Genomic DNA, 22,111 nt, shown 5'->3' on the forward strand with positions numbered 1-22,111 from the left:
GGGCGGTGTTCCGCCCGGATTGTTCCTTGATTTTAGAACATATGGCTGATTTTCTCCACCATGGAGTCAATGGTGGCCCGCTGGGACACCACTACGGGGATGCCGTAGTCTCTGGCCTGGGCGGCGGTCTGCTCCCCGATGCACACACCGGTGATGCGGTCAAAGGGGAAGTCCTCTCCCACGGTGGACACAAAGCCCTTGACCGTGGAGGCGCTGGTGAAGGTAACCAGGGTGCCCTCCTCCGCCAGCAGCCGGTCCCGCAGCTCCTCAGAGCGGGGGTTATCGTACAGCGTGCGGTAGACGGCAATGTCGTCATAGGAAATTTTAGCCCCATCCAGGGCGTCCGTCAAGGCCTTGGAACCCAGCTCCGCCCGGAGCAGGAGCACCTTGCCCTGGGTCAGACCGGCCAGACCGGCTCCCAGGTGAGCCGCATCGTACACCTCGGGCACATAGTCAGCCCGCAGGCCCCGGGCCAGCAGGGCCTTGGCGGTGCCGGGGCCGATGGCCGCCAGCTTCACGCTCCCAAGCGCCCGGGCATCCTTGCCCATGGACTCCAGGGTGTGCCAGACGGTCTCCACACCGGCAGCGCTGGTGAACACCAGCCACTCATAGCCGGAGATGGCGTTCAGGGCCGCCTCCATGGCGGGACAGGGCAGGATGGGCACCGTCTCAATGCAGGGGTACTCCACCACCTGGGCGCCCATGGCCCGCAGGCGGGGCGCCAGGGTGCCGGAACGCTCCTTGGGCCGGGTCACCACCACGGTGCGGCCCTTGAGGGGCAGGGAATCGAACCAGTCAAACCTGTCCGCCAGACCGCAGACAGGACCGAAGATGCTGATGGCGGGGCTTTCAATGTGGTGCTCCTCCGCCGCCTGGGCCAGGGTGGCCGCAGTGGCGTTGACCCGGCGCTGGCCGGGGGTGGTGCCCCGCTCCACGATGGCGGCGGGGGTGTCCGGGTCCATACCGGCAGCGGTGAGCCCTGTGCAGATGGCGGGCAGGCTGCTCACCCCCATGAGGAACACCAGGGTGCCCTTGGTGCGCACCAGGGCTTCAAAGTCGATGTCCAGGGCCTTGCCCGCCCGGGCATGGCCGGTGATGATGTGGAGAGAGGAGGTAAAGTCCCGGTGGGTCACCGGAATGCCTCCGTAGGCGGGCACGGCAATGGCGGAGGTCACGCCGGGCACCTCCTGGAAGGGGATGCCGTTCTCCTCCAGCAGCTCCAGCTCCTCGCCGCCACGGCCGAAGAGGAAGGGGTCGCCGCCCTTCAGGCGCACCACGTTCTTCCCCTCCTGGGCCTTGCGCAGGAGGATGCGGTTGATCTCGTCCTGGGGCACCGGGTGGCGGGAGGCCTGCTTGCCCACGTCGATGGCCTCGGCCTTCTCCGGGATGAGGGCCAGGATCTCCGGGGCCACCAGCCGGTCGTACACCACCACTTCCGCTTTTTCCAGGGCCTCCAGGCCCTTGCGGGTCAGCAGGCCGGGATCTCCCGGTCCGGCACCCACCAGCGTTACCATGCCGCTCATTCCGCCGCCTCCTTCATCCTGCGGGCCAGGGTCTCGCCCAGCTGCTCCGCCTCCGTCACAGGGCCGGAAATCCGGTCCCGCCGTCCGTTTTCATCCATTCCGGTGAGAATCAGGGTGTCCCCGTCCACCACGCCGTGGGCCGCCACCGGCGAGGAGCAGCCCCCGTCCAGCACCCGGACAAAGGCCCGCTCAGCCAGGGCGCAGACGGTCCCATCACGGTCGGTCACAGCAGCCAGGCAGGGGTAGTCCTCCCCCGCCCGGGTCTGGACGGCCAGGATGCCCTGTCCGGCGGCGGGGATCATCTCCTCCGCCGTAAAGTACCGGGCAATGCGCCCCTCCAGGCCCAGCCGCTTCAGCCCGGCGGAGGCCAGCACCAGGGCGGAGTACTGCCCCTCGTCCAGCTTCCGCAGGCGGGTCTGCACGTTGCCCCGCACCGGGGCCACTTCCATATCGGGATACAGGGCCACCAGCTGGATGGCACGGCGGCGGGAGGCGCAGCCGATGGGCAGGGACGGGTCCAGCTCCGCCTTTCCCACGGGCAGCACCAGGGCGTCCCGGGGGTCCTCCCGCTTGGAGAAGCCCGCCAGAGGCAGCCGGGGGTCGGTCTCCATGGGCAGGTCCTTACAGGAGTGGACGGTGATGTCCACCCGGCCCTCCAGCAGGGCCGCGTCCAGCTCCCGGACAAAGAGGCCCTTGCCGCCCACCTTGTCCAGGGTACGGTCCAGAATTTTATCGCCGGTGGTCTTCATGGTCACCAGCTCCAGCTCAATGCCGGGGTCAAAGGCCCGGATGGCCTCCATCACCAGCTGAGACTGGGTCACAGCCAGGACGCTCTCCCGGCTTCCGATGCGCAGCTTCATCCTTTCCCCTCCTTCAGGGTCTCCCGGATAGCGGCGGCCGCTCTGGCCACCGCCTTGTGGTCGTTATTGGCGGACACGACGCCGGCCACCAGCTCCTCCCCCAGGCACACCGCCGGGAAGAGGAAGGTGCACTCCTCCCGCCGGTCTGCCACGCTGACAGGGATGCCCAGCGCACGGGCGTCCTCCCCCACCTGGCGGTTCACCGCCCGGTCGTCGGTGGCGGCCACGGCCAGGACCGCGCCGTCCAGGTCTCCGGGTTGATAGGGCCGCTGAAGCCAGCTGACGCCCTCTATCTTCTCCTTCCACTCCGGGGCAATGAGGGTCACCTGAGCCCCGAAGGTCTTGAGCACCCCGGCCCGGCGGCAGGCGATGGCCCCGCCCCCCACCACCACGGCCTTGCGGCCGTTGAGGTCGATGAAGAGGGGAAAGCGGATCTCCTTTTGTTCCATGTCACTCCACCCTTCCGCCGTTGCGGGTGCGGATCTTCTCCTCGCACCTGGCCAGTTCCCCGGCGGTGAGCACGTCCTTCAGGCCGCCGGCGAGCAGCTCCACCGCCCGGCACACCGCGTACTCGGCCACCTCGGCCCTGTCCAGCTCCTCCAGGTCGGGCCGCTCCAGCACCCGGTCGGTGATGTCCGCCTTGAGCCGCTCCAGCAGGGGCAGGCTCTCCCGGTAGTCGGCCCACTGGTAGAAGCGGGCGATCTGGCTCTCCAGAATCTCTTCCACCTCGGGGGGCGCCTGCCGCTCAGGTGCGGCGCCCAGAGCATCCACATTGAAGAGCTTCACGCCGGGCAGGTCACCGGCCTCGGGCTGGATGTCCCGGGGAATGGCCAGGTCCACCAGCAGGGCCGGAGGCGTGCTGAGGGCGGAGAGCTCGGCAGCGGATACGGTATAGTGGGGGCTGGTGGTGGCGGAGAGGAGGATATCCCGTCCCTCCATGGCCGCGTAGCGCTCTTCATAGGGGGCCACAGCGCAGCCCGCGGGCACCACGGTCTCCCCGTGGTTGTAGCTCCGCAGGGTGACGGTGACGGCGCAGCCCGCCTCCCGCAGCAGGGAGGCCGCCAGGCGGCCCATCTCACCGTTGCCGATGACCAGCGCCTTCCGTCCGGCCAGACCGCCGGTCTCCCGCTCCAGCACCTCCACGGCCCGGGAGGCGGCGGAGGTGGGCAGGGCGGTGAGCCGCGCCCTGGTCTTGACCGCCTTGGAGGCGGAGACAGCGGTACGGAACAGGGTCTCCAGCACCGGGTCTGCGCCCCCGTTCTCCCGGGAGGCGGCAATGGCCGTCTTGACCTGGGTGACGATCTGGTCCTCGCCCCAGATCTGGGACCGGAGCCCCGCAGCCACCCGGGCCAGATGCCGCACCGCGTCCTCATCCCGCCGGGTGACAAAGGCGTGGGCAAAGGGGGCGTAGTCCTGACCGGCGGCGGCGCACAGCACCGCGCCGGGCTCCGGGTTCACCCCGGGCTGGCAGGAGAGGTAGATCTCCGTCCGGTTGCAGGTGGAGATGATGACGCAGCCCTGTACGCCGGGCACGGTGCGCCGGATCTCCCCCGACAGCTCCCCCGCCTGATTGCGGGTAAAGGAGAGCCGCTCCCGCAGGGCGATGGGGGCCAGGCCGTAGTCCAGGCCGGACATGGATAGGTTCATATGTTGCACTTCCTTACAGGAGCAATCGCCCCGCTTATGTCTCGTTCCGGTGCTCCCTGACCAGCACCACGGAGAAGTAGCCCTCGCCCTCCTCCAGTTCCTCCAGGCTGTGGTACACCCGCTCGCCCGTCATGCCGCAGTTGGCCACCATCTCGCCGTCCAGGCTCCGCTCACGCAGCTTGTCCCGCAGGGCGGGCAGGCTCTTGCCCGCCTTCATGAAGGCCTTGTTGGCCGGGAAGTCCAGGCAGTCGTCCACGCCCTCATAGGAGGCGGGCACCACCAGCAGCCGCTCGGCGCTCTCGCACAGGGAGGTGCCCAGCTTGGCCGCCACGGCACAGATGGAGGGCACACCGGGAATCAGCTCGGCGTCATAGCCCCGGGCCAGCACCTTCTTGTGGACGTAGATATAGGTGGAGTAGAGGGTAGGGTCTCCCAGGGTGATGAAGGCCACGTTTTTCCCCTCGTCCAGCAGGGTACAGATACGCCCGGCAATCTCCTCATAGCAGCCGTCCAGCAGGGCCTTGTCCCGCACCATGGGGGTGGGGCAGGGCAGCAGGTTCTTGCCCTCCACCACGTCCTTGACGATATTCAGGGCGGTCTTCTCCCCGCTGCCCTTGTCGGGCACGGCCACCACGTCGGCCTCCAGCAGAATGCGGCGCGCCTTCAGGGTGAGCAGCTCCGGGTCTCCGGGGCCCACGCCCACGCCGTACAGTTTTCCTCGGTTCATGTTGTCTCCTCCTGTTTCAATAGCCGCAGCAGCTCCCGCCGCACCGCGCTGATGGTGGCGGCGGACACGTCGGCATCCAGTCCGTCCTGCTCCCGCAGTATTTCCATCAGGTGGGCCATACGGGGCAGGCGCAGCTGGTTGGCCCGGAGCACCTCCGGCTTGGAAAAGAGCTCTCCCGGCGTACCCTCCAGCAGGACATGACCTTGCCCCAGCAGATAGGCGTAATCGCAGGAGATGGGCACCACGTCCATGTCGTGGGTGGCCAGCAGAATGGTCATATTCAGGCTGTCCCGCAGCTGGGACAGCAGGTGCATCAGCTCGCTGACCCCGTGGGGGTCCAGTCCGGCGGTGGGCTCGTCCAGAATGAGCACCTCCGGCTCCATCACCAGCACGCCGGCGATGGCCACCCGCTTCTTCTGTCCGAAGGAGAGGGCGTGAGTGGGCTTGTCCCGCAGGGCGGACACGCCGGTGCGCTCCATGGCCTGCTCCACCCGGCGGCGGACCTCTTCCTCAGGCAGGCCCAGATTCACCGCGCCGAAGGAGATGTCCCGGTACACGTCGGCGGAGAAGAGCTGGTCGTCCGGGTCCTGGAACACGATGCCCACCCGGCGGCGCAGCTCGGCGATTCCCTTCCGGTCCCGGCGGACCTCCACTCCGTCCAGCAGCACCTGGCCGGAGGAGGGGTTCAGTACCCCGTTCAGGTTGAGGAACAGGGTGGACTTGCCCGCACCGTTTGCGCCCAGAATGCCGGTAATTTTCCCCTTCTGGGCCTTGAGGGAAATATGGTCCAGGGCTATGGTGCCGTCCTCATAGGTGTAGCACAGGTCCCTGGTCTCAATGGCGGCGTTCATCCCACCACGCTCCTCTCCAAACAGAATACCAGCAGCTGTCCCAGGGCCACCCCCGCCGTAACAGGGTAGAGCCAGCGTCCCGGCCGGTAGCCGCTGGACAGGGTGGTCAGGTGGTTGGCGTAGCCCCGGGATTCCAGGGCAGTGTATACCCGGTCCGCCTTCCGCCAGGCCCGCAGAAACACCATGGAGATCAGCGTGCCCAGGGAGGAGATGGACCGGCGCAGGCCCTGGTACCCCAGCCGGGACTCCTGGGCGATGCGGATATTGGCGGCCGTCTCGGCCAGCACAAAGATAAAGCGGTAGATGAGCTCCATCAGCTCCACCAGCAGGCGGGGTACATGGAGCTTCTCCAGGGCCATGGTCACGTCGGTGACCGGGGTGTTCAGCGTGAGAAAATACATGCACGCCACCGCCCCCATGGCCTTGCAGAACAGGGTGGACGCCTGCCGGAGGGCGGCGGCGTCAAAGCCCCACAGACGGCTGCCCACAGGGACCGCCGCCAGAACGGCGGTCCCTGCCGGGTAGCTGTGAAACAGCACGGTAATGCTGCCGATGAGCAGAAATGCCAGGGGAATCTTCAGAAAGTGGAGATAGACCCGGAGCGACAGTCCGCCCAGCAGCCGTGTCAGCAGCCCCATGCCCACCAGGGTGGCCAGCCCCACCGCGATGCTGTCGCAGCACAGGCAGAGCAGCAGACTCACCGCCGTCAGCAGCAGCTTGGGCATGGGGGATACCCGCCGCAGCTTGGACTGATAGGCGTAACGGTCGGTTCCCATGGTCAGTTTGCCTCCTCGTTCCGCTTCCCTTCTCCGGGCCGCTTGGTGATCCGGCCCAGCACAAAGCCCACCACACCGGCGCCGATGGCCGCCTGGAGGGCAAAGAGCAGGGACTCAATTTCACCGCTGGCAGGCTCCAGGATGGGCTCAAACCAGGGCTCGTAGTCGGGGTTGAGCTCCTCGACGGCCTCCTGAGCCTGGCCGTCGGCGCCGCCGAACTCGGCGTTGGGCAGGAGCCACAGGGGAAGGGCCGCCAGCAGCACGGCCAGCGCAATCAAAATCAGATTTTTCTGCCAAACCTTCATCTCATTCCCCTCCTTACACCACATGGAGCGCCTGGAGCTCGTTCTTGCTGTACTTCTCCAGCACGTTGAATACCACCACGGTCAGCAGTCCCTCGGCGATGGCCAGGGGGATCTGTGTGACGGCGAAGATGGTGAGGAACTTGAGCATACCGTCCCCGGTGGCCAGAGCCAGCTGGACGGAGGTGACCACGTAGGTCAGCAGGTCGCCCAGAGCGGCGGCGGCAAAGACCGCCACAGCGGCGGGAGCGCCCACCTTGCGCAGCAGCTTGTACACCACCCAGGACACAATGGGACCGGCCACCGCCATGGAGAAGGTGTTGGCGCCCAGGGTGGTCAGGCCGCCGTGGGCCAGCAGCAGAGCCTGGAACAGCAGCACGATGAGGCCCAGCACAGCCATGGTGGTAGGCCCGAAGAGGATGGCGCCCAGGCCCACGCCGGTGGGGTGGGAGCAGGAGCCGTTGAAGGAGGGCAGCTTCAGGGCGGAGAGCACAAAGGCAAAGGCGCCGCACATGGCCAGCAGGATCTTGGTTCTGGGGGCCTCCTCAATTTTCTTTCGGATGGAGATAAGGCCGGCGGCCACAAAGGGCACGCACACCACGCCCCAGCCGATGGCCCAGCCAACCGGCAGGTAACCCTCGGCGATGTGCATGGCGGAGGCCCCTACAGTGAGGGCGGCCATCAGCACGGCCAGAACGGCGCACGTTCTAATCCATTGGTTCATTGTACATGATTTCATACGATTTTTCATCCTTTCCTATCGTCCGTAGGTTGGTGAATTGGGGACCGGCCAGGTTTTCCGGCTTGAGCCTCTTCGCCTCCGGACGCCTTCCCAGGCGCACCCAGTGGCCGTTGTCCGGCGGCTCTTCTCTTACGGCAGCGGGACTGCGCGGGATTCTCACCCGACTTCCCTCTGCCGGCCCACGCTTCTATCTATATGAACGGGATCAGTCCCGATTGTCTGCCGCCTGTCTGGCGTGCTCGGCAAACAACCGCTGGATGCCGGGGAACTCCCCCAGACCTCTCAGGTCGCACTCCACCTGGTAGCCCGCCCCCTCCAGGGCACTCTTCCAGGAGTCGGGCTCCTCACCGGCCAGATCGTTGCGGGCGTGGTCGCCCGCCACCACCATCAGGGGGTGCAGCTGGGCTTTCTTCACCTCAGGCCGCTCGGAGAGCCGCCGCAGCACCTGCTCCAGACCGGGATAGCCCTCCACCGTGCCGATGATGATGTCCTTCCGGCCCATGTCGTGGAAGAGGTACTCCAGCTGGGTGTAGGACGGGTTCACATAGTGCTCAGTGCCGTGGCCCATGAACACCTGGGCGGTGTCCGCCTGCTGCTCAGGCAGCTGCTCCAGAATGGCGTCAGCCACCGCCTCGTAGTCCTCAATGGAGGTGAGCAGGGGCGCGCCCACGGTCAGCCGGGCGAATTTGCCCCGGAAGGGCTCGGCCTGGGCCATGAGCTTGTCGTACTCCGCGCCGTTGATGACGTGGGTGGGCTGAATGACCACGTCGGTCACCCCCTCCGCCAGCAGCTGCTCCAGAGCCTGGGCAGGGCTGGGGATGACGATGCCGTCCCGTTCCTTCAGTTTACGGCAGATCATGCCGCTGGTAAAGGCCCGGAGGAGAATCCGGTCGGGAAACACAGCGGCAAGCTCCTTCTCAATGGCCGCGATGGTCCGCTCCAGGGTGTCCTGGTAGCTGGTGCCGAAGGAGACGGCCAGAATGGCTTTCTTGTCCATGGATATCCTCCTCACTCCCGGGCGTTGCCGGAGGCCTGATAGATGAGGGCGTTGCAGATGGCGGCGGCCACGTTGCTGCCGCCCTTCCGGCCCCGGGCCACGATGTGGGGCGCATCCATGGTGAGCATCAGCTCCTTGGACTCCACCACGTTCACAAAGCCCACGGGCACGCCGATGACCAGAGCGGGATTCACCTTGCCCTCGTCAATGAGCTGGCACAGACGCACCAGGGCGGTGGGGGCGTTGCCAATGGCGAACACCAGGGGGCCCTCCAGCTCCGCCGCACGCTCCATGGACACGGTGGCCCGGGTCTCCCCACGGGCCTTGGCCTCAGCGGCCACCTCCGGGTCGGACATGAAGCACACCGCCTTGCCGCCGAACTTCTCCAGCACCCGCTTGTTCACGCCGGACCAGGCCATCTGGGTGTCGGTGACGATGGTGCAGCCGTTTCTGATGGCCTCGATGCCCTTGGCCACCGCGTCGGGGGAAAAGACCAGATTGTCGGCGTAGTCAAAGTCGGCGCTGGTGTGGATGACCCGCTTCACCACCGGCAGCACCTCCGCCGGGAAGGAACGCTCCCCCAGCTCGGCGGTGATAATCTCCATGCTCCGCTTCTCGATCTCCGCGGGGGCCACCCGCTGCAGCTCCACCTTCATGCTCATTCCTCCCCGTTCAGGATGCGGTAAATCCGCTCCATATCCAGTGCAGCGCGCACCCCGTCGGCCAGGGCGTCATACTGCTGTTCTTTGTATTCCTTCCAGTCCACCGCTGCGGCGGATTCCTCCAGCCCCCGGCGGCGGCGCAGGCAGTTGACCAGGGCTGCGGCGCACTCCGCCCGGTCAAAAATGCCGTGGATGTAGCAGCCCCACACATTGCCCGCCGCCGCGCCGTCGGCGTGGGCATCTCCGTCCAGCGTGCGGAAGGAGAGAATGTGGCTGCTCCCGTCCAGATGGGTGGTGCGGCCCATGTGGATTTCGTAGCCCTCAAAGGGCACCTCCGCCATGGCGGCGAAGTCCCCGCCCATGGCGTCAAACTGTCCGCTGACCCGGGTGCGGGTCTTTTCGCCGAAGAACACCGTCTCGGTGGGCAGCAGGCCCAGACCGGCCAGGCTGCCGCCACCCTCCACCCCGTCGGGATCGGAGATACTGCGGCCCAGCATCTGATAGCCGCCGCAGATACCCACCACGCACCCGCCGGCAGCGGCGTGCTTGAGGATGGCATTTTCCAGCCCGCTCTGGCGGAGCCAGCGCAGGTCGCCCATGGTGTTCTTGGTGCCGGGGAGGATAATCAAATCCGGACTGCCCAGCTCCCGGGGAGAGGACACATACCGGAGGGTGACCTCCTCCAGCCGCTCCAGGGGGTTGAAGTCGGTGAAGTTGGACAGACGTGGCAGGCGGATCACCGCGATGTCGATAAGGCCCACCTTTTTTCCCAGCTCCAGCCGCTGAGAGAGGGAGTCCTCGTCGTCCACGTCCACCTTCAGCATGGGCACCACGCCCAGCACCGGCTTGCCCGCCAAATCCTCCAGCTGCTTCAGGCCGGGCCGGAGAATCTCCACATCACCGCGGAACTTGTTGATGACAAAGCCCTTGATCCGCTCCTGCTCGTCGGGCTCCAGCAGGGCCACCGTGCCGTACAGAGAGGCGAACACGCCGCCCCGGTCGATGTCACCCACCAGCAGCACCGGCGCGTCGGCCAGCCTGGCCATGCCCATGTTGACGAAGTCGTCCTTCCGCAGGTTGATCTCCGCCGGGCTGCCCGCCCCCTCGATGACGATGATGTCGTACTCGTCCGACAGGGACTGATAGGCCGCCATGACCTCGGGAATCAGTTTTTTCTTATACCGGTAGTATTCCGAAGCCCGCATAGTACCCCGTGGAATCCCGTTGACGATGACCTGGGAGCCGGTATCGTTGGTGGGCTTGAGGAGCACCGGGTTCATCCGCACCGACGGGGCCACCCCCGCCGCCTCGGCCTGGACCACCTGAGCCCGGCCCATCTCCAGCCCCTCCTCGGTGATAAAGGAGTTGAGGGCCATGTTCTGGGCCTTGAAGGGGGCCACCCGGTAGCCGTCCTGCCGGAACACCCGGCACAGCCCCGCCGCCAGCAGGCTCTTGCCCGCATTGGAGGCGGTGCCCTGAATCATAATCGCCTTTGCCATTCCAGTCGTATCCTCCCTGTACCGTCAGTTTTCCACCAGAACCGCCCGGAGTGTGGAAATCAGCTGCTCGTTCTCCTCGGGCAGACGCACCGCCGCCCGGTAGTAATCGGGGCCCAGGCCGTCGTAGTTGGCGCAGGAGCGGAGGAGGATGCCCCGCGCCGCCATACGCTCCTTCAGGTCACACTGTCCGAGGGCCCGGAAGAGCAGATAGTTGGCCTGACCGGGCCACACCTCCAGCCCCAGCCCGCGCAGCTCCGCAAGGAGCCGTTCCCGGGCCGGACCGATGACCGCTCTGGCCTGCTCCGGCCAGCCGGGCTGCTCCAGGGCCGCCAGACCCGCCGCCTGGGCGGGCACGGATACCGCCCAGGCCGGAGCACATGCCTCCATCCGCTCCAGCAGAGCCCGGTCGGCGGTGAGGCAGTACCCCAGCCGCAGGCCGGGGATGGCGTAGCTCTTGGTGAAGGCCCGCAGAAGGAAGAGGGTGGGAAACTCCTCCAGCCGTCCGGCCATGCCCTGGGTGCCGTCGGTCAGCTCCAGAAAGCACTCGTCCACCACCAGCCGGACCCCCATCTCCCCGCACCGTCTGGCGATGGTCTCCAGCAGCTGGGTGGGGATGGTCCTACCGGTGGGATTGTTGGGGGTGCAGAGGAAGAGCATATCCAGGTCATGGTCGATGTGCCGGAGGATGTCCTCCGTCAGGTCAAAGCCGTCCTCCTTGCGCAGGCGGTGGGAGATGACCTCCGCCCCGGCGGCCCGCAGGGCCTGTCCGTACTCGGAGAAGGTGGGGGCGGTGATCATAGCCCGGCGGGGCCGCTCCGCCCATACCAACCGGAAAATGAGGTCAGCGGCCCCCGCGCCGCAGAGCACCTGCTCCGGCTTCACGCCGTCCCGGGCGGCAATGCCGGCGGTGAGTCTGCGGCAGGCCGGGTCGGGGTAGTGGACGGCATCGGTGATGGACGCCTCCGCCGCCTGTCTGACCTGGGGCGGCATGCCCAGGGGATTGAGATTGGCGGAGAAGTCCAGCACCGGCGCGGGACAGCTCCAGATATCGCCGCCGTGGGTGTACTGCATGGCGGAAGATTCCTCCTCTGCTCAAAGGTTGGCCTTTACAGCGCCAGGGTCACCAGCAGCGGCACGCCGCAGCACAGCACCAGCGCGAGAAAGGCGGTGGCATACATGAGCCGGTTCACCCGGACAATGTCCAGGGGCTCCACCGGGTGATCGGCGTCGCCGATGGTGGGCTTCTCCACCAGCTTGCCGAAGTAGTAGTTGGACCCGCCCAGCTGGATGTGGAGGGCGCCGGCAGCGGCGGCCTCGGTGTGGGCGGAATTGGGGGACTTGTGGTTTTTCCGGTCCCGGCGGAAGATCCGCAGGGCGTTGGGGGCGTCAAAGCCGGAGAAGCCCGCCCCCAGACACATGAGCAGTCCCGCCAGCCGGGCGGGGATGAAGTTCACCACGTCGTCCAGCCGTGCAGCGCAGCGGCCGAACCAGAGGTACGGGTCGTTCTTGTAGCCCACCATGGAGTCCATGGTGTTGACCGCCTTGTAGACCATGCCCAGGGGCGCGCCGCCGATGGCCAGGAAGATGAGGGGGGCGATGACGCCGTCGGAGGCGTTCTCCGCCACGGTCTCCACCGCTGCCCTGGCCACACCGGCCTCGTCCAGGCACTGGGTGTCACGGCCCACAATCATGGACACCGCGTAGCGGGCGCCCTCCAGGTCGCCGGCCTTCAGGGCCTTGTATACCTTCATGCTCTCCCCCTTGAGGGAGCGGGTGGCCAGCAGCTGGAAGCAGAGGATGGTCTCCGCCAGGAACCGGAGCCACAGCCCCACCTTCCCGCACAGCCACAGCACCAGCAGGGTAAAGCCGCCGGACAGGGCTAGCACCAGAATCACCAGTGCCACGCCTCCGGCCATCTCTCCGCCCTGATTTTTGGGAAAAATCTTGCGGAGCAGCTTCTCCAGCCCGGCGATGAGGGCGCCGATGGCCCGGATGGGGTGGGGGAGCCAGCGGGGGTCTCCCAGCAACAGGTCCAGGAGAAAGCCCAGCAGCAAGGCAAACAGACGCAGGGTTATCGTCATACCTTGGCCCTCCCCACGGCTGCAAAGACCCGCAGCGTCAGAGGGTCTGTCTCCAGCTCCGCCCGGTAGCCGCTGCAGTTGGGCAGCAGCCAGTCGTAGTAGGACCGCTCCGGCAGGCCGAACCTGGCCAGCATGCTCATGAAAATGCCCCCGTGGGCCACGATGCCAGCTCTTTTCCAGCCCTTTTCGGCCACGTCGGCGGCGATGTCCCGGAGGGCCTGGGCCGCCCGGGCGTTGCAGTTCTCAATGGGCTCACCAATCTCCAGCTCCCCGTTGAGCCACCGCTGGTACACTGGGTCTCCGTCCAGCTCGGCGTGGCACTTGCCCTCGTAGGGGCCGAAGTCGGTTTCCTTCAGGTTGTCCACCACGGTCTGCTCTACCCCGGGCCACAGAATATCCGCCGTCTGACGGCAGCGGAGCAGGGGGCTGCGGTAGATGTGCTCCACCGGCGGCAGCGTGGGGGCCACCTCACGGGCCAGCGCCTCCCCCTCCGGGGCCAGAGGCTGGTCCAGCCGCCCCACAAAGCGCCGCTCCAGATTGCCCGGCGTAATGCCGTGGCGCACCAGTATCAGTTCCATGCCGAGTCCCCCTTCAATGTCATTGGAATGCCGCAGAAAATCCGCTCCACGGTGTCCGCCCGCTGGGCCAGGGTGCAGCAGAGGCGGCCCACCGCCTCCCGCCAAACTCGCTCCTCCCGGGCGATGGGCACCACGCCGCAGCCCACCTCGTCGCAGAGAATCACGATGCCGGGGTTGAGCGCCAGCAGCTCCTCCAGTACGGCGAGATGGTCAACCTCCGGATTGGCCTTCACCCAGGCCTCCAGGCGGTACAGGATGGGCTTGTCCCCCGCCTGTGCCGGGTCAAGGACCACAGCGGAGTGGTCCATCCCCGTTTTCTTCAGCGCATAGTCCAGCTTTCCCTGGCCCGCGCCGCCGATGATCAGCCTCACAACAGCACCTCCACCCGCTGGGCCAGAGCCGCCAGCAGCACCATGGAGCACTCGCAGATCTGGAGGAAAAAGCCCTCCAAATCGCCGGTGATGCCGCCGAACTGCCGGTTGGACATCACGGCATAGTAGATAAAGCTGATGGCCGCGGCCGCCACTGCTCCGCCGCCGACCCAGGGGTCCAGCATTACCATGGCCATGCCGGTCAGGCACATCCACGCCGTCAGCACGCCGTGGGCCTTCTGCCGGTCCATGGGGGCGGTGAAGGTGGCCAGCAGGCCGCTGCCACGGGCGTTGGGCATGGTGACCGCCGCAATGCCGGACAGGCTGCGGGAGAGCACCGGCGTCAGGGCCAGGACACCCATGGTCTCGAGAGAGGCCGTCTCCACCTGGCACCAGGCGGCGAAGAAGAGTATCAGATACACCCCACAGCAGAACACAGCGAAGGCGCCGGTGTGGGAGTCCTTGAGAATCTCCAGCTTCTTCTCTCTGGTCTGGTGGGAGCCCAGGGCGTCGGCGGTGTCGCAGAAGCCGTCTACGTGGATACCGCCGCTGATGGCGATAGGGATGAGCAGGGCCACTGCCGCCCTCAGGGGCGCGCCCAGGCCCAGCACCCCGGCCAGCCACAGCCAGCCAAACAGCAGCGCACCCGCCGCGATACCCACCGCCGGGAACCAGCACAGCGCCCAGGACAGGCTCTTTTTGTCCCACTCCACCCGCTTGGCGGGCAGCTTGGAGTACATGGCCAGGGCGATCCAAAAGCTCTTCATTCCGCTTCCCCCTTCCAGCGCACCGGGATGCCGCACACAACCTCGTACACCCGGTCCGCCATCTGAGCCGCCGCCCGGTTGAGCCGAGCCAGGCAGGCCAGATAGTCCGCTGTCTCCTTATCATACTCGATGCCGTCGGAGAACAGCTCATTGGCCACCACCACCGTCAGGGCGGCACAGTCTTTCAATTTACTCAGCCCGGCGAGCACCCGCTCCTCTGCTCCGGAGCGGTCCCCGCCGAACCACTCGTTGGCCGCCAGATTGGTCAGGTCTTCCAGCAGCAGGGCGCACCCCTGGGGCACATCAGCCTCCGCCAGATTCACCGGACACTCCAGGGTGGCAAAGCCCTTGCCTGCCCGCATGGCCCGGTGCCGGTCCACCCGGGCCTGACCCTCGGCGTCCCACACCTGCATGGTGGCCACATATATCTTTGTTTCCAGGCCTGAGGAGACGATCAGGTCCTCGGCAAAGGCCGATTTTCCGCTGCCGCTCCCGCCGGAGACCAGAATCAGCATTGCCATCTCCTCCGTTCCCCTCATGAAATCAAAATCCGTGCGCAGCAGGACATGCGCCTGCGGAGCACACCTTAACTTGTGGCCGCAGCGGCCACAACCACCCCCGCTGTGCGGGGGTGAGGGGGGTATCAAAACCGTTGTGCCGCCCAAGGCGGCGCGGCGGTTTTGTATCTAGGGGGGAATTTCCCCCCCTGGAGTTACGTCAAAGGCTGATACGCCTCAATCTGCTCGTCGGCAAAGGTGGTCATACCGTCGTACACCGCCAGCGCCATGTCCAGCAGGGGCATGACCGCCGCCGCGCCGGTACCCTCGCCCAGGCACATGTTGGCGTAGAGGAAGGGCTTCAGGCCCAGGTCCTCCAGCACCATGCGTCCGGCGGGCTCGTTGGAGGCGTGGCTGCCCAGCATGTAGTCCACCGCATTGGGGCACAGCCGTGCGGCGGTGAGGGCCGCGGCGGAGGAGATGAAGCCATCCACCAGCACGGGGATGTGGCAGGCCGCGCCGCCCAGGAACACGCCGCACAGTCCGGCCAGGTCCAGGCCGCCCACCTTGCTCAGCACGTCGATGGGGTCGGCGGGATCGGGCTGGTTGAGCCGGATGGCAGTCTCAATGGCTTTAATTTTCCGCTCCAGACCGGCGCTGGACAGACCTGCGCCCCGGCCTGTCACCTTCTCAGCCGGGCAGTTCAGGAACACGGAGACCAGCGCGCTGGAGGTGGTGGTGTTGCCGATACCCATCTCGCCGGTGCCGATAAGGCCGTAGCCCTTGTCCTTCAGCTCCCGCACCAGCTGAATGCCGGTCTCAACCGCCTTGACCGCCTCTTCCCGGGTCATGGCAGGACCCTGGGTCATGTCGGCGGTACCCCGGCGGATGTTGTACTGGCGGATGCGCTCCCCCACCACCGGGCGGGCCACGCCGATGTCCACGGGGATGACCTCCGCTCCGGCGGCGGCGGCCATATGGCACACGCTGGTGTCGCCGGTGGACATGTTCTCGGTGACAATGGCGGTTACCTCCTGGCCGGTCTGGGTGACCCCCTGGGCCACCACGCCGTTGTCGGCGCACATGGCGATGACGGCCCGCTTACCCAGCTTCACAGCGGGGGTACCGGTCATGCCGGCGATACGGACCACCGATTCCTCCAGCAGACCCAGGCTGCGCAGAGGCTTGGCGATGGAATCCCAGCGCTGCCAGGCGGCGTCCATGGCCGCCTGATCGGCAGGGACAATGGCTGCAAGTGTCTCCTCCAGAATGCTCATACACGCTCCTCCTGATATCTGGCGCATGCCGACACGAAGCGGCGGGCCGCCTCGGGGCAGGCGCGGAAATGAAAATGTGGAAATCCGGCGTACATGGTGGGTGTGTGCCAGGCGCAGTCCCAGCTCCGGCTGCTGCCGGGCTTCCGGGCGTGGAAATCCGCGCCGGGCTGCTGGCTGTCCCAGTAGTGGAACTCGTGGGCGGGGAAGCCCTCCCCCGCCCGGCACAGCAGGCCGTCCTTCTGAGCCGTCAGGGTCACATAGCCGAAGCGGCCCAGCTTTCCGGTGTTGCGGGCCGACCAGGGGAACACCCCGACCAGGGGCTGGTCCACACCCTCGCTGTCCTGCAGGTGCTCATGTAAATAGAGGAATCCGCCGCACTCGGCCACGGTGGGCATGCCGCCCTCCACAGTGTAGCGGATTGCTTTTAACATCTCGGTATTTCGGGCCAGCTCACCGGCGAAAATCTCCGGGTAGCCGCCCCCCAGATAGAGGCCGGAGCAGCCCTCCGGCAGCCCCTTGTCCTCCAGGGGAGAGAAGGGCACCAGCTCCGCCCCCAGCCGCTCCAGAGCGTCCAGACCGTCGGCGTAGTAGAAGCAGAAGGCCTTGTCTTTCGCCACGGCGATGCGGGGTCTGCCGGGTACGGGGGCCGGAAGAGGCTCTTCCTCAAATTCCAGGGCAGGTGCTGATTTGGCCAGGGCCAGCAGGCCGTCCAGGTCCACCGTCTCCTCGGCCTGAGCGGCCAGGGCGGACAGCTTCTCCTTCAGGTTGGCCACCTCCGCCGCGGTGACCAGACCCAGGTGGCGGCTCTCCAGTGCGCAGTCCTTCCGCTCCGGAAGAAAGCCATATGCCTTTACACCTGTTTCCTTTTCTATAACGTCTCTCAGCCTGGGGTAGAGCATGGGAGAGATGCGGTTGAGGAGCACACCGGCGATGCCGCTGTCGCTGCGGAAGTCCTTGATCCCCTTCACCGCGGCAGCCGCCGACAGTCCCATCCCCCGGCCGTCCAGCACCAGCACGGCGGGCGTGCCTGTGGCCTTGGAGAGGTGGTAGGCGCTGGCCTGGGTGCCCATGGCCACGCCGTCGTAGTACCCCATGACCCCCTCGATGACCGAGACGCCGCAGTCCTTGCCGTTCTCCCACAGAAGCTGGCGTGCCAGATTCTCCCCGCAGAAGAACAGGTCCAGGTTGCGGCTCTTGGCCCCGATGATCTCACTGTGGAACATGGGGTCGATGTAGTCCGGGCCGCACTTGAAGGAGGCGGGGGACAGGCCCCGGTTCACCAGTGCCTGGAGCACGGCGCAGGTAACGGTGGTCTTACCGCCGCCGCTGGACGGGGCGCAGAGCAGGAGCCGGGGCAGCGCCCCGCCGCTCATCCCTGTCCCTCCCCGGAGATCAGGAACACCGGGTTCTGGGCGTTCATCATGTGGTAGGGGCCCACAGTTCTGGCCTTGCTGACGGAAATCTGGGCGATCTCCACATTGGCCAGACCCATGCCCTCAAAGCACCGCATGGCCTCCCCCAGGGTCTCCAGGGTGATGGCGGCTGCCACCACACGGGCGGCGGGGTTCTTGCGCAGCACAATGCCCAGAATCTCCCCCAGGCTGCCTGAGGTCCCCCCCAGGAACACCCGGTCGGGGGCAGGCAGTCCCTCCAGAGCACCGGGTGCCTCTCCGGCCACCAGGTGGAGGTTGGACACGCCGAATCTGGCCTTGTTCTTGGACAGGAGCTCCAGGGCCTCCTGCTTTTTCTCAATGGCGAACACGTCGCCGTCGGGGATGGACCGGGCGCACTCCACCGACACCGAGCCGGTGCCGGCGCCCACGTCCCACACCTTCTGGCCCGGCTCCAGGCGGAGCTTGACCAGGGCCAGGGCCCGGACCTCCTCCTTGGTCATAGGCACGTCGCCCCGGATAAAGTCCTCATCGGTGAGGGTGGGGATGTAGGCCCTGCCCTTGTCAGGGCTGGAGTTGACCGCCAGCATCACGGCCAGGGGGTCGAACTCCTCCTCCGCCAGCTCTTCGGCCGTGCCGTAGGTGATGCGCTCGTCCTCATAGGACAGCCGCTCGCCCACCCAGACACTGACCTTGCCCAGGCCCCTATCCCGCAGGCGGGCGCACAGCTCGGCGGGGCCGCTGCTCCCGCCGGTGAGGAAGAAGGTCTTGGCGTTGCGGCCCACCTCGGCGGCGGCGTCACAGCTGCGGCCGTGGGCGCTGACCAGGTGGACGTCCTGCCAGGTGGTGTGAATCCGGGCGCAGAAGTACACCAGACTGCTGATACCGGGGATGGCGATGACCTCCCGCTCCTCCTCCAGAAGGGGGTAGAGGTTCTTGGCGCCGCTGTAAAAGCCCACGTCGCCGGACAACAGCACACCCACGGTGCAGCGGTTGTCCTGGCTGAGGATGCAGTCGGCAATCTCCTGGGCGGGGATAATGGCCTGCGTCTCCTTGCCCTTGTCCTGCCAGGGCTCCAGCAGACGGGGTGCGCCGATGAGCAGGTCGCAGGCGTCAATGGCGTCGGCGGCATCGGCGGTCAGGGTGCCGCCGTCTCCCATGCCCACGCCGATCAGATAAACCGGGCTCTTCATGGTTCTTTCTCTCCTTTATTTCTCCGTCCAGGGCCGGTTCAGGAAGGATTTCATCTCCAGCATAGTCAGTCCGTCCTCCGGACAGGGGCGGTCGATGAGGAGCAGATCCGCCCGTACCTCGGCGGCAGCCGCGGCCTTCTGCCAGAAGCCGCCGTTCTTTCCGCTGGCCTTGGTGACCATCACGCTGATGTTGAATTGCTCCATCATGGCAATGTTGAGCTCCTTGGAAAAGGGGCCCTGCATGCAGATGATGTGTGCCGGGGGGAATCCCAGCTCCAGGCAGCGGTTCAGGGAGTCCAGAGCGGGCAGCACACGGGGAAATACCCGCTCCCGCAGACCGGGAACTGCATAGCAGTCCAGCTCCTTGCTGCCGGTGGTGAGGAGGATGTTGCCCTCCATGCCCAGCAGCATCTCCGCCGCTGTTTTGGCGTCGGGGGCGTGGAACCAGCTCTCATCGTCGGGCACGTCCTCCCGCACCAGCCGGAGATAGGGCACGCCGGCCTCTCCCGCCGCCGCTTTCAGATTGGCACTGACCACGGAAGCGTAGGGGTGGGTAGCGTCCACCGCGTAGTCAAAATGGCCCGCCGCCAGCAGGGCGGCCATGCCATTCTGGTCCAGCCGTCCCACATGGACGGTGACACCCGCTCCCTCCGGGACCAGGGTCCCGCCGTACTCGGTGGCGGCGCAGTAGGTCACCTTGTCTCCCCGCTCATCCAGCCACTGGGCCAGCATGCGGCCCTCGGTGGTGCCGCCGAAGAGCAGAATTTCCACGCTGATTCCTCCTTTTTCCGGGATGCTTACTCCTCCCGGGAACCCACACCCCGGTAGCCACGGGAGGTGACCATCTTGCCGTTCAGGTTCATGGTGGCGCTGCTGCCCACAAACACAGTGGTGAACATGTCCACCTTCTCGTCTCTCAGCTCAGCCAGGGTGAGGAGCCTGCTCTCCTCGCCCTCACGGCCGATATTGCGCACCCAGCCGCACACGGTGCCCGGGTCCTTGACCTTCAGCAGGATGTCGCAGGCACGGCGCAGGTGGTCGGGACGGCTGTGGCTCATGGGGTTGTAGATGCACAGGACAAAGTCCGCCTCAGCGGCGCAGGTGAGCCGCTTCTCAATGAGCTCCCAGGGGGTGAGCAGGTCGGACAGGGACACCACGGCGAAGTCGTGGGTCAGGGGCGCACCCAGAACGGCGGCGCCGCCGCAGGCGGCGGTAATGCCGGGCACCACCTCGATGTCCACCGGCGGATAGTCCTGGGCTACCTCATAGATGAGGCCCGCCATACCGTACACGCCGGAGTCGCCGGAGCACACCATGGCCACATCATGACCCTCCACGGCGGCCTCCACGGCAGCCCGGCACCGGTCCACTTCCTTGCGCATGCCGGTGGAGCGGTACTCCTTGTCGGGGAACCCGTCCTTAATCAGGGCCACATAGGCGGTGTAGCCCACCACCAGGTCGCAGGCGGCCAGGGCCTCTCTGGCCCGGCCGGTCAGGTCGGCGCCCGCGCCGGGGCCCAGACCGATTACGGTCACTTTCATCCAAAAACCTCCATACGCGCCATAAGGCACGGCATTTTCTTTTTATTCAAAGGTGAGCCGCAGGGGCAGCAGGGCTGCCGCCACGGTGACGCCACCCGCCGCCCGCTTGCGGATGACCAGCTGTCCACCGCCCGTCACAGCGGAGCGCTCGCAAACATTGTCCACCCCGGTGACCCCTTTCACGAAGTCAGAGGGAGTAAAGTCCCCCTCGGCCCGGAGCAGCTCCTCCGCGCTGTAACAGTTCAGGTTCCAGCCCCGGTGGGCACAGAAGGCAAGCAGCCCTGCCTCGTCCTTTTTCAAGTCGATGGTGCCCACTCCATCCACCGCCTTTGTGGAAAACCCGTGTTCCGCCAGAGCGGCGTCCACGGTGGCGGCAATGGCCTCCTCGGTTGTGCCCCGGCGGCAGCCGACACCCAGCCGGAGCACCCGGGGCACCAGACGCAGCCCGGTCTCAAAGGGCAGCGGTTCCGTCTTTGCGGTGACGGAAAAGCCGATGTTTGCTTCTCCTGCCGTCACTCCCTTGGGCAAAACGCCCTCCACCGGGAATTCACTGGCAAAGCCCACAGTTTCCCCGGCAAGCAGGGCGGCAGAAATGGCCTTGGCGGCTGTTCTGTCCTCAATGGCGAAGCCCTGCCGGGCGGCCCACTGGTCCACGGCGAAGAGGCCGTTGACGTCGGTGGCCGTGGAGACCGCCGCCTGTCCGCCGGTGAGGGCGGCAATGCGGCGGGCCAGGTCGTTGGCGCCCCCCACGTGGCCGGACAGAAGAGGCACCACCCAGCGCCCCGCCTCGTCCACCGCCGCCACGGCGGGGTCGGTGAGCTTGTCCTTCACATGGGGCGCGATAGCCCGGACGGCAATACCGCAGGCCCCCACGAAGATAAGGCCGTCCGCCCGTGCAAATTCCCGGGCTGTCCAGTCCGCCAGGCTGTCCATGGCGGGCAGGTCCAGCTCCGCAGCCAGCCGGGCAGGGACGGCCAGGGAGCACGCCTCCCCCTCCGCCGTCAGGGCCACCGCCAGCCGCCGCCCCAGCGCCGCCCCACGGGCGGTGAAGGCGGCCATGGCCAGCTTCATCCCTCGGTCCCCTTCCGGCAGCCGTGGGTGAAGGTGGGGTCGTAGAGCTTGGAGCGCTCATACTCGGTACCCAGGAAGCCGCCCACGGTGATGAGGGCGGTCTTGGTGACGTGGTTGTCCCTGGCGGTCTGGGCCAGGGTGGACACGGTGCAGCGGTACACCCTCTGGTCGGGCCAGGTGGCCTTGTACACAATGGCCGCCGGGGTGTCGGGGGAATAGCCGCCCTTCATCAGCTCCTTCTCCACATCCTCCAGCAGACCGGTGGACAGGAAGAGCACCATGGTGCAGCCGTGGGAGGCCATCTTGGCCAGGGCCTCGCCCTCGGGCACAGGGGTACGGCCCGCCATGCGGGTGATGATAACAGACTGAGATACATCAGGCAGAGTATACTCTGCGTTGAGGGCTGCGGCGGCTCCGGAGAAGGAGGACACGCCGGGGGTCACGTCATAGGACACGCCCATCTTGTCCAGCTCGTCCATCTGCTCCCGGATGGCGCCGTAAAGAGAGGGGTCGCCGGTGTGGAGCCGGACGGTGGTCTTGCCCTCCTGCTCGGCCTTCTCCATGACAGCCAGCACTTCCTCCAGGGTCATGGACGCGCTGTCGTACACGGCGCAGCCCTCCTTGCGCCCCTCCAGCAGGGCCGGGTTCACCAGGGAACCGGCATAGATAATCACGTCGGCCTCAGCCAGCAGCCGGGCGCCCCGCAGGGTGATGAGATCAGGTGCGCCAGGACCGGCGCCGATAAAGTGTACCATATC

The 22,111-nt window shown here is 66.6% G+C and carries 25 protein-coding genes and 1 riboswitch; all 25 genes read right to left on the minus strand.

The genetic code is table 11. The features are described from left to right. Positions 1-32: 32 nt before the first annotated feature. The gene (cobA, locus tag ACOX7T_RS05380) at positions 33-1,523 is read right to left on the minus strand and encodes a uroporphyrinogen-III C-methyltransferase (protein WP_433440626.1); all 1,491 of its coding nucleotides are present in this window, start codon (positions 1,521-1,523) and stop codon (positions 33-35) included. Beyond that, entirely contained in the window at positions 1,520-2,383 is an 864-nt protein-coding gene (gene hemC, locus ACOX7T_RS05385; protein ID WP_433440628.1) for a hydroxymethylbilane synthase, read from the minus strand. Before hemC ends, cobA begins: the two co-directional genes overlap by 4 nt. Then, positions 2,380-2,832 carry a precorrin-2 dehydrogenase/sirohydrochlorin ferrochelatase family protein gene (locus ACOX7T_RS05390; protein WP_433440630.1) on the minus strand — a complete coding sequence of 151 codons (453 nt, stop codon included), beginning with the start codon at positions 2,830-2,832 and terminating at the stop codon, positions 2,380-2,382. The genes hemC and ACOX7T_RS05390 overlap by 4 nt, the downstream gene beginning before the upstream one ends. Before the next feature lies 1 nt (position 2,833). Further along, a complete protein-coding gene (gene hemA / locus ACOX7T_RS05395) occupies positions 2,834-4,030 on the minus strand; it encodes a glutamyl-tRNA reductase (RefSeq protein ID WP_433440632.1) in 1,197 nt (398 codons plus the stop codon). A gap of 34 nt (positions 4,031-4,064) precedes the next feature. After that, positions 4,065-4,757, minus strand: coding sequence for a precorrin-2 C(20)-methyltransferase (gene cobI / locus ACOX7T_RS05400; RefSeq protein ID WP_433440634.1), 693 nt, complete (start codon positions 4,755-4,757; stop codon positions 4,065-4,067). After that, positions 4,754-5,608 (minus strand): ATP-binding cassette domain-containing protein, encoded by an 855-nt coding sequence (locus ACOX7T_RS05405; RefSeq protein WP_433440636.1) that lies wholly within the window; start codon positions 5,606-5,608, stop codon positions 4,754-4,756. The genes cobI and ACOX7T_RS05405 overlap by 4 nt, the downstream gene beginning before the upstream one ends. Then, positions 5,605-6,384 carry a cobalt ECF transporter T component CbiQ gene (gene cbiQ / locus ACOX7T_RS05410; protein WP_433440638.1) on the minus strand — a complete coding sequence of 260 codons (780 nt, stop codon included), beginning with the start codon at positions 6,382-6,384 and terminating at the stop codon, positions 5,605-5,607. The genes ACOX7T_RS05405 and cbiQ overlap by 4 nt, the downstream gene beginning before the upstream one ends. Before the next feature lie 2 nt (positions 6,385-6,386). After that, positions 6,387-6,689 (minus strand): energy-coupling factor ABC transporter substrate-binding protein, encoded by a 303-nt coding sequence (locus ACOX7T_RS05415; protein ID WP_277215692.1) that lies wholly within the window; start codon positions 6,687-6,689, stop codon positions 6,387-6,389. A 13-nt stretch (positions 6,690-6,702) separates the two neighbouring features. Continuing rightward, entirely contained in the window at positions 6,703-7,410 is a 708-nt protein-coding gene (locus ACOX7T_RS05420; RefSeq protein WP_433441008.1) for an energy-coupling factor ABC transporter permease, read from the minus strand. Between the two features lie 47 nt (positions 7,411-7,457). Further along, a riboswitch (cobalamin riboswitch) is annotated at positions 7,458-7,653 on the minus strand. After that, complete coding sequence (locus tag ACOX7T_RS05425) at positions 7,634-8,425, minus strand: sirohydrochlorin cobaltochelatase (RefSeq protein ID WP_433440640.1); 792 nt, start codon at positions 8,423-8,425, stop codon at positions 7,634-7,636. (Overlaps the previous riboswitch by 20 nt.) Before the next feature lie 11 nt (positions 8,426-8,436). After that, complete coding sequence (locus ACOX7T_RS05430; RefSeq protein ID WP_433440642.1) at positions 8,437-9,087, minus strand: precorrin-8X methylmutase; 651 nt, start codon at positions 9,085-9,087, stop codon at positions 8,437-8,439. After that, complete coding sequence (locus ACOX7T_RS05435) at positions 9,084-10,586, minus strand: cobyric acid synthase (protein ID WP_433440644.1); 1,503 nt, start codon at positions 10,584-10,586, stop codon at positions 9,084-9,086. The genes ACOX7T_RS05430 and ACOX7T_RS05435 overlap by 4 nt, the downstream gene beginning before the upstream one ends. 24 nt (positions 10,587-10,610) lie before the next feature. Continuing rightward, positions 10,611-11,657: a threonine-phosphate decarboxylase CobD gene (cobD, locus tag ACOX7T_RS05440; protein WP_433440646.1), complete on the minus strand. Its 1,047-nt coding sequence runs from the start codon at positions 11,655-11,657 to the stop codon at positions 10,611-10,613. A 35-nt stretch (positions 11,658-11,692) separates the two neighbouring features. Further along, entirely contained in the window at positions 11,693-12,667 is a 975-nt protein-coding gene (gene cbiB / locus ACOX7T_RS05445) for an adenosylcobinamide-phosphate synthase CbiB (RefSeq protein WP_433440648.1), read from the minus strand. Further along, entirely contained in the window at positions 12,664-13,245 is a 582-nt protein-coding gene (locus tag ACOX7T_RS05450) for a histidine phosphatase family protein (RefSeq protein WP_433440649.1), read from the minus strand. The genes cbiB and ACOX7T_RS05450 overlap by 4 nt, the downstream gene beginning before the upstream one ends. Continuing rightward, the gene (locus ACOX7T_RS05455; RefSeq protein WP_433440651.1) at positions 13,236-13,616 is read right to left on the minus strand and encodes a bifunctional adenosylcobinamide kinase/adenosylcobinamide-phosphate guanylyltransferase; all 381 of its coding nucleotides are present in this window, start codon (positions 13,614-13,616) and stop codon (positions 13,236-13,238) included. The genes ACOX7T_RS05450 and ACOX7T_RS05455 overlap by 10 nt, the downstream gene beginning before the upstream one ends. Then, positions 13,613-14,383: an adenosylcobinamide-GDP ribazoletransferase gene (locus tag ACOX7T_RS05460; protein ID WP_433440653.1), complete on the minus strand. Its 771-nt coding sequence runs from the start codon at positions 14,381-14,383 to the stop codon at positions 13,613-13,615. Before ACOX7T_RS05460 ends, ACOX7T_RS05455 begins: the two co-directional genes overlap by 4 nt. Further along, positions 14,380-14,904 carry a bifunctional adenosylcobinamide kinase/adenosylcobinamide-phosphate guanylyltransferase gene (locus ACOX7T_RS05465; RefSeq protein WP_433440655.1) on the minus strand — a complete coding sequence of 175 codons (525 nt, stop codon included), beginning with the start codon at positions 14,902-14,904 and terminating at the stop codon, positions 14,380-14,382. Before ACOX7T_RS05465 ends, ACOX7T_RS05460 begins: the two co-directional genes overlap by 4 nt. A gap of 191 nt (positions 14,905-15,095) precedes the next feature. Further along, positions 15,096-16,157 carry a nicotinate-nucleotide--dimethylbenzimidazole phosphoribosyltransferase gene (gene cobT / locus ACOX7T_RS05470; protein ID WP_433440657.1) on the minus strand — a complete coding sequence of 354 codons (1,062 nt, stop codon included), beginning with the start codon at positions 16,155-16,157 and terminating at the stop codon, positions 15,096-15,098. Beyond that, positions 16,154-17,530, minus strand: coding sequence for a cobyrinate a,c-diamide synthase (locus ACOX7T_RS05475; RefSeq protein WP_433440659.1), 1,377 nt, complete (start codon positions 17,528-17,530; stop codon positions 16,154-16,156). Before ACOX7T_RS05475 ends, cobT begins: the two co-directional genes overlap by 4 nt. Further along, a complete protein-coding gene (cbiE, locus tag ACOX7T_RS05480; protein ID WP_433440661.1) occupies positions 17,527-18,741 on the minus strand; it encodes a precorrin-6y C5,15-methyltransferase (decarboxylating) subunit CbiE in 1,215 nt (404 codons plus the stop codon). The genes ACOX7T_RS05475 and cbiE overlap by 4 nt, the downstream gene beginning before the upstream one ends. 15 nt (positions 18,742-18,756) lie before the next feature. Further along, entirely contained in the window at positions 18,757-19,512 is a 756-nt protein-coding gene (gene cobK, locus ACOX7T_RS05485; RefSeq protein WP_433440663.1) for a precorrin-6A reductase, read from the minus strand. A 26-nt stretch (positions 19,513-19,538) separates the two neighbouring features. After that, the gene (cobJ, locus tag ACOX7T_RS05490) at positions 19,539-20,282 is read right to left on the minus strand and encodes a precorrin-3B C(17)-methyltransferase (RefSeq protein ID WP_433440665.1); all 744 of its coding nucleotides are present in this window, start codon (positions 20,280-20,282) and stop codon (positions 19,539-19,541) included. A gap of 42 nt (positions 20,283-20,324) precedes the next feature. After that, positions 20,325-21,353, minus strand: coding sequence for a cobalt-precorrin 5A hydrolase (locus tag ACOX7T_RS05495; protein ID WP_433440667.1), 1,029 nt, complete (start codon positions 21,351-21,353; stop codon positions 20,325-20,327). Continuing rightward, positions 21,350-22,108 carry a precorrin-4 C(11)-methyltransferase gene (cobM, locus tag ACOX7T_RS05500; protein WP_433440669.1) on the minus strand — a complete coding sequence of 253 codons (759 nt, stop codon included), beginning with the start codon at positions 22,106-22,108 and terminating at the stop codon, positions 21,350-21,352. Before cobM ends, ACOX7T_RS05495 begins: the two co-directional genes overlap by 4 nt. Positions 22,109-22,111: the final 3 nt, after the last annotated feature.

The organism is Pseudoflavonifractor sp. (genome assembly GCF_050943825.1).
Taxonomy (GTDB): domain Bacteria; phylum Bacillota; class Clostridia; order Oscillospirales; family Oscillospiraceae; genus Pseudoflavonifractor.